Origin of the sequence: Streptomyces sp. NPDC005393 (assembly GCF_040606675.1) — a bacterium.
GTDB lineage: Bacteria > Actinomycetota > Actinomycetes > Streptomycetales > Streptomycetaceae > Streptomyces.
This window is the reverse complement of sequence record NZ_JBEXFG010000019.1, coordinates 122,533-128,548: the sequence shown is the minus strand read 5'-3', so window position 1 is coordinate 128,548 and position 6,016 is coordinate 122,533. Positions and strand designations below refer to the sequence as shown.

The following is a 6,016-nucleotide window of genomic DNA, read 5'->3' as shown; positions in this document are numbered from 1 at the left end:
ACAGTGATCTTGGTCGACACGGTTCTAGCAGGAGCTCCATCTCTACTTCAGACGCCTTGACACATCAGCCCCGCCCTTAACTACACGGCGTTGGGGCTAGTGCTCCCCGCGCAGGCGGGGGTGGTCCGCGGTCCAGCCGACGGGTCGCCGCGGCGAAGTAGTGCTCCCCGCGCAGGCGGGGGTGGTCCGGCAGGCGCCGAGGGACTACCTTCCATGAGTCCGTGCTCCCCGCGCAGGCGGGGGTGGTCCGACGGTCTGGACTACGACGTCGAGGCGCTCGGGGTGCTCCCCGCGCAGGCGGGGGTGGTCCGTGGATCCTCCTGCCGCCGAACCCGGCGGAGTGGTGCTCCCCGCGCAGGCGGGGGTGGTCCGATCCCATCCAAGGAGGGGGCCGGTGTGCCAGGGTGCTCCCCGCGCAGGCGGGGGTGGTCCGTGGCGCAATGTGCGGAAGACCGGGCCGGCCAGGTGCTCCCCGCGCAGGCGGGGGTGGTCCGATCGATCGCGCGGCGTGTCGGGTAACTTCGCGGTGCTCCCCGCGCAGGCGGGGGTGGTCCCGAACATAAGCACCCGCGTCAGCCCCTCCCATGGTGCTCCCCCCGCAGGCGGGGGTGGTCCGTCCGTCACCAAGGCCCCGTCGGGGCCGCCCGTGTGCTCCCCGCGCAGGCGGGGGTGGTCCGAGGCTCGCGTAGGGCTGCGGCGATCCCTTGCAGTGCTCCCCGCGCAGGCGGGGGTGGTCCGGTCGTGATCCAGATCGAGGCCGTGTTCTTCCCGTGCTCCCCGCGCAGGCGGGGGTGGTCCGAGGCCGAGGGCCTGGCCGTGCAGCACCCCCGCGTGCTCCCCGCGCAGGCGGGGGTGGTCCTTCCCGCTTTCGGCGCGTGGGCCCCCGGAATGCGTGCTCCCCGCGCAGGCGGGGGTGGTCCGCAGCAGCACCAGGACGTGCCCGAGTATCCGACGTGCTCCCCGCGCAGGCGGGGGTGGTCCGTCCGCGCCATGGCAGCCAAGTTCGATGCCATCGTGCTCCCCGCGCAGGCGGGGGTGGTCCGCCGACTTGCGCGGCGCACTGCGCGGCCGCGGCGTGCTCCCCGCGCAGGCGGGGGTGGTCCGCTGCGCCGGACGTTGGCGCTCCCGGGCGGTGAGTGCTCCCCGCGCAGGCGGGGGTGGTCCCAGCGACGGGCCCGGCCGGACTCGTGCAGCACCGTGCTCCCCGCGCAGGCCGGGGTGGTCCGGTTCGGAACCCATCATGTCCGCTTCCGCTTCCGTGCTCCCCGCGCAGGCGGGGGTGGTCCGACCCGCCGCACCCCCCGCAAGACCACTCACCAGTGCTCCCCGCGCAGGCGGGGGTGGTCCGTGGCTCCTTCCGGCTGGCGCCGAGGGCGCAGCGTGCTCCCCGCGCAGGCGGGGGTGGTCCGTGGACTCGGCGCTGATGCCGAGCTGGGCGCCGGTGCTCCCCGCGCAGGCGGGGGTGGTCCGTACCTGGAGAGCGCCCTCAACGACTCGGCGCGGTGCTCCCCGCGCAGGCGGGGGTGGTCCGTTACGGGACTGGTACCAGCGCCAGCCGACGAAGCGCTCCCCGCGCAGGCGGGGGTGGTCCTTTCTGCGTACCCGGTGGTCCCGGCCATGCCTCGTGCTCCCCGCGCAGGCGGGGGTGGTCCGTCCCAATGAAGATCGAGGGACGCGCCGTGGGAGTGCTCCCCGCGCAGGCGGGGGTGGTCCGGAGGAAATCCAGGAGACCAAGACTGAGGCCAAGTGCTCCCCGCGCAGGCGGGGGTGGTCCTCGGCCTTGGTGGCGGCGTCGAGGCCATACAGCGTGCTCCCCGCGCAGGCGGGGGTGGTCCGCCGAGCGCTTTCATAACCTTCTGCAGACCACGGTGCTCCCCGCGCAGGCGGGGGTGGTCCGACCGGCACCAACTACACCACCGCCCGCCGCGCGTGCTCCCCGCGCAGGCGGGGGTGGTCCGACATACACGCTCCTGTCCGAGCAGCAGGCGTCGTGCTCCCCGCGCAGGCGGGGGTGGTCCGCTCTCCGAGTGGACCGAAGAGGCCACGTACCGGTGCTCCCCGCGCAGGCGGGGGTGGTCCGTTCATGGACTACGCCCGGCAGGTGGGTCCGCAGTGCTCCACGCGCAGGCGGGGGTGGTCCGGCAGGATCGGCGAACACGGGACCGGCCATGGTGTGCTCCCCGCGCAGGCCAACTTCACCGCCTCGTCCACGATGCGCGCGGCCACGTGCTCATCCATGCCCGGGTTGTTGTCGAGGACGGTCCGGATAACACCGGCCCTCTGGGGGCGTTCCAGTAACGCAGTAACGTCGGTCATGCGTACCTCTCTCTGTGTGTGTGGTGCGCGGTCCTCGCCCCGGTCGCTGGCCTCCAAGCGCGCGATCCGGGGCGGGGTCTTGGAGGGCGGGCCGCTGGCGCCGGCGCTCCGGAACGGGGGGTCCGGAGCCCAGCGGCCCACCCGGTCTATCGGGACGGGTCGCCGTACACGGCCAGGGCGACGGCGAGCACGAGCAGGCCCGCCATGGCAGCGAGGATCAGGGCGGCGCGCGCGGCGCGGATCGCGAACAGGGTGGCGTGACGCATCGGTCACCCCCTCCCCTGCTGTCGGACGCGGCGCATGGCGGCGGCCTCGGTGAACGGGTCGCGCTGCTCGGGGAAGCTGGCGGCGCACTTCCCCGGGCAGGCGTAGATGGTGCGCCCCCCGGCGCTCGCCGAGTGCTCGATCGCGACCACGACCGGGGCGGTGGTCGGAAGCTGGCAGCGGGCACAGACCTGGGACGTCACCGGGCGCCGTCCTCACAGACCGCCTTCGTCGCCATCTGCAGGACGCTGAGGAGGAACGCGGGCTCGGTCAGGTACCGGTCATAGCGGAGCGGCAGGCGCCAGTGCACGCCGGGTCCGCTGGTGCGGTCCGCGGGGGGTACGTAGACGAATGTGGTCCGGCCGTAGAGTTCGACGCCAGTCAGCCAGCTCATGTCCCACTGGTCGGCGGCCCCGGGCTCGATCAGCCAGCACAGGCGTTTGTCGAGCGGGTCGTCGATGACCGCGCCGGTGGCGTCGCCGACGAGCCGCAGGGCGTGTTCTCCGAGGGCCCGGGGTACGCGTACGGCGTCCCACCACAGGCCAGCGGGCAGCGAACGGACGCTGTCGATGTTGGGCGGGGTCCAGGGTAGGGCTTTGGTCGGCATGGTCGGCTCCATGTACGGACGGTGTGCTGACCGTCACATAGTGCCGACGTACAAAGGCCGGAACTGTCAGAGGTTTCTGATAGCCCCGGCCAGAGGTTGACAGGGTGTTACGCGCCCAGCCAGGAGCCGAAACCGGTGAACGTCTCCGGCATCGAGCGCCGCGCGTGCGCCAGTCCTGCGTAGGTCTCCCGGACCAGGGGGTGATAGCGCGTCTGCTGCGGGGCTACCCGGCGGGCATGACGGAGGCTGTCGAACGAGTCCTTCGTGCGGCCCATCCACAGCTGCGCTCGCGCCACCTCGGCGTAGTGGTGGCTCACCCTGGACGGCGGCCAGTCGTCCGGCAACGTCAGCCCCTTCGCGGCCGCCACTGCCTCCGGGTACAGATCCCGCTCGGCCAGGCTGGACACCCGGTGTACGCCGACGTTGGTCGGGCCGAACGCCAGCCAGTGAGTGGCGACCGCCTCACCCGTGCGCTCCGCGATCCGCTTGGCCTCGGCGAGATGCCCGTCCGCAGTGTCCCCGTCCTGGCTCCGTGCGGACAGTACTGCCGCGCCGAGGTGGAGCTGCCCCGTCATCACGTCACGCTCTCGGCTCGGCGCCGCCTGCTCCATCGTGGACATGCCCATCCGGATCAGCCGCTGCCCGGTCCCGTACTGCGCAGCCCGCAGGTAGACCAGCGCCCGCATGTACTGGCGCATCCCGGACAGCACCGGATCAGACCCGCGTTGCGCGGCCCACTCCACCCGGTCCAGCGCCACAGTGCACAAGTCCGCGTAGCCGAGCTTCGTCGTGACGTCGTAGGCCGTGCGATAGGTGCTGGCCAAGATCTGCCACGCACGGTCGCTGCCCTCCTCGTACGCCGCGGCGGTCGCCTCGTGGATGAGCCCTGGCAGCTCGGCCGCAGCGGTCTTGAGGTCGGTCGCGCGCACGAGTGCGCACAGCCGTTCGGCGTCGCCGTGCAGCTCGTCGAGTGCTCGGGGTGCGGCCTCGGGGTCGGGGCCGAGGTCGTAGATGTCCAGGGCCTCGCGGATGGGCTGGATCAGTCCGTCGAGCTGGTCATGGCGCAGTTCGTCCAGGTACGGCTGGCCGGTGAGGTCGGAGACGGGTACGGACAGGGCGCGGGCCAGGGCCCCGATGACGGAGGGGCTGGCGGGCATGTTGCCCTGCTCGACCTTGGTAATGGTGCTGTACGAGACGTGGCTCTTGTCGGCCAGTTCGCGCTGCGTCAGATGGCGTGATTTCCGTGCCCTCGCGATCCGCGCTCCGGTGTGCTCTTCGATGCTCTGTGGCATGCTGACTCCTGTTCTGCTCGACACCAGAACGGTACCCCTGGTCGGCTCCGGGGGTGCGCTCGATCGGCCCCTGACCACTCGTCGGGGGCCGACGTGCGTCCGGGCACGACGAAAGCCCCCTCGCCGGCCGGAGCCAGGCGAGGGGGTGTGATGTGTCAGAGGCGACGGCGGTCGGGCGCGAGCGCGGCCGGAGTCGACCGCGCCGGGCCGGAGGGCGGATGGCGTCGAGGTGCTTCTCGGCTGCCTGTGCTCCCCGCGCAGGGGGGGTGGTCCTTATGGGGCCAGTAGGACATCACGTCCTAGTCAGTGCTCCCCGCGCAGGCGGGGGTGGTCCGACCATCTCCGTACTCGGCAGCGGGTACGGGTCGTGCTCCCCGCGCAGGCGGGGTGGTCCGCTCTCAGGACAGGTGAATGAGCTAAGGCGGCGCACGCAGCTGTCACAGCTGTACCCGTACACGGTTGGGACGGCGTGCACCGGGCCGTCGCTGAAGTGCGCGCCAGCATCCGGGGCCTGCTGGCCGAATGACGAGGAAGGGCGCAATGACGACGATCGCTGTGACCGGGCACATGGACATCACCGACGACTCGGTGCCGCTGGTACGAGGCGAGCTGGACAGGGTGCTTGCCGCCTACGAGCCCGAGGGTCTGGTCGGGCTGTCGTGTATCGCGAAGGGGAGCGACAGCGTGTTCGCCGAGGCGGTCCTCGCTGCGGGCGGGCGGCTGGTCGTGGTCCTGCCGAGCCATGACTACCGGGAGGCGAAGGTCAAGCCCGAGCACGTGGCCACGTTCGACCGGCTCGTGGAGGCTGCGGACGAGGTGCTGGTGATGCCGCATGAGACGGCGAGCCGGCAGGCGTACGAGGCCGCGAACCGGACGCTGCTGGAGCGTGCCGACCGCCTGGTGGCCGTCTGGAACGGGCAGCCGCCCTCCGGCAAAGGCGGGGGCACGGCGGATGCGGTGTACGAGGCGCGTGGTGCCGGTGTTCCGGTCGACGTCGTGTGGCCCGACGGCGCGTCACGCCAGGCATAAAAGCGGTCATTGGCCGGCCCCTGGCCAGGCGGGGGTCCCCTGCCTGCAGCGCCCCCTTCCCGTGGGGCTTTACGGCCAGAGGCTGCCCAGCCCGTAGACGACCAGGCCCCAGCCGCCCACCATCACCGCGGCCGCAGCGACCAGCCACAGGAAGACGCCCCATGGCCACACCACCGGCTCGGGCGGCTTGGGTGGCGGCACGGGGCAGCACTTGGAGCAGTGCGGATCGGACATCCCCGCAGCATGCCGCGCGGGCATCCGAACAGCACAGCCCCGGAACCGGTCACACCGGACGCCTGCCGCCCCCGGGGGTGCGTGGTGCTCCGCAGTCCGGCTCGGTCACCACAGGCTCACCGGAGTCTCCTGTCTCAGCAGTGCCAACGTCCCCTGCTGTTACCCGCGGTAGGCGCGTGGCCGATTCCATTCGAACCCCGGCGACACAGGCGCCCCGCGCTGCTCGGGCGAGGGCCTTCCGCCGGGGAAAAGCGATGGACGCCCCCTCTGTCGT

Annotated in this window: 5 protein-coding genes and 1 CRISPR repeat array; of the genes, 1 reads left to right on the top strand and 4 read right to left on the bottom strand. The window is 72.2% G+C overall.

Annotation, left to right across the window (positions count from 1 at the left end):
- Positions 1 to 99: 99 nt before the first annotated feature.
- Positions 100 to 2,141: a CRISPR direct-repeat array (repeat unit 28 nt; unit sequence GTGCTCCCCGCGCAGGCGGGGGTGGTCC).
- Between the two features lie 444 nt (positions 2,142 to 2,585).
- From ABZS71_RS18340 to ABZS71_RS18330, 3 genes are all read right to left on the bottom strand, one after another.
- Positions 2,586 to 2,783 (bottom strand): hypothetical protein, encoded by a 198-nt coding sequence (locus ABZS71_RS18340; protein ID WP_356211241.1) that lies wholly within the window; start codon positions 2,781 to 2,783, stop codon positions 2,586 to 2,588.
- The gene (locus tag ABZS71_RS18335; protein WP_356211239.1) at positions 2,780 to 3,187 is read right to left on the bottom strand and encodes a hypothetical protein; all 408 of its coding nucleotides are present in this window, start codon (positions 3,185 to 3,187) and stop codon (positions 2,780 to 2,782) included. The genes ABZS71_RS18340 and ABZS71_RS18335 overlap by 4 nt, the downstream gene beginning before the upstream one ends.
- Before the next feature lie 107 nt (positions 3,188 to 3,294).
- The gene (locus tag ABZS71_RS18330) at positions 3,295 to 4,479 is read right to left on the bottom strand and encodes a helix-turn-helix transcriptional regulator (RefSeq protein ID WP_356211236.1); all 1,185 of its coding nucleotides are present in this window, start codon (positions 4,477 to 4,479) and stop codon (positions 3,295 to 3,297) included.
- 540 nt (positions 4,480 to 5,019) lie between these two features.
- Between ABZS71_RS18330 and ABZS71_RS18325 the strand changes: the two genes are divergently transcribed.
- The gene (locus ABZS71_RS18325) at positions 5,020 to 5,508 is read left to right on the top strand and encodes a hypothetical protein (protein ID WP_356211233.1); all 489 of its coding nucleotides are present in this window, start codon (positions 5,020 to 5,022) and stop codon (positions 5,506 to 5,508) included.
- Between the two features lie 69 nt (positions 5,509 to 5,577).
- Here ABZS71_RS18325 and ABZS71_RS18320 read toward each other — a convergent pair whose 3' ends face one another.
- Positions 5,578 to 5,742 (bottom strand): hypothetical protein, encoded by a 165-nt coding sequence (locus tag ABZS71_RS18320; RefSeq protein WP_355847420.1) that lies wholly within the window; start codon positions 5,740 to 5,742, stop codon positions 5,578 to 5,580.
- Positions 5,743 to 6,016: the final 274 nt, after the last annotated feature.

Excerpts from the sequence above, each read along its gene's own strand:
- ABZS71_RS18335 (WP_356211239.1), bottom strand. The coding sequence starts at position 3,187 with ATGCCGACCAAAGCCCTACCCTGGACCCCGCCCAACATCGACAGCGTC.
- ABZS71_RS18330 (WP_356211236.1), bottom strand. The coding sequence starts at position 4,479 with ATGCCACAGAGCATCGAAGAGCACACCGGAGCGCGGATCGCGAGGGCA.
- ABZS71_RS18325 (WP_356211233.1), top strand. The coding sequence starts at position 5,020 with ATGACGACGATCGCTGTGACCGGGCACATGGACATCACCGACGACTCG.
- ABZS71_RS18320 (WP_355847420.1), bottom strand. The coding sequence starts at position 5,742 with ATGTCCGATCCGCACTGCTCCAAGTGCTGCCCCGTGCCGCCACCCAAG.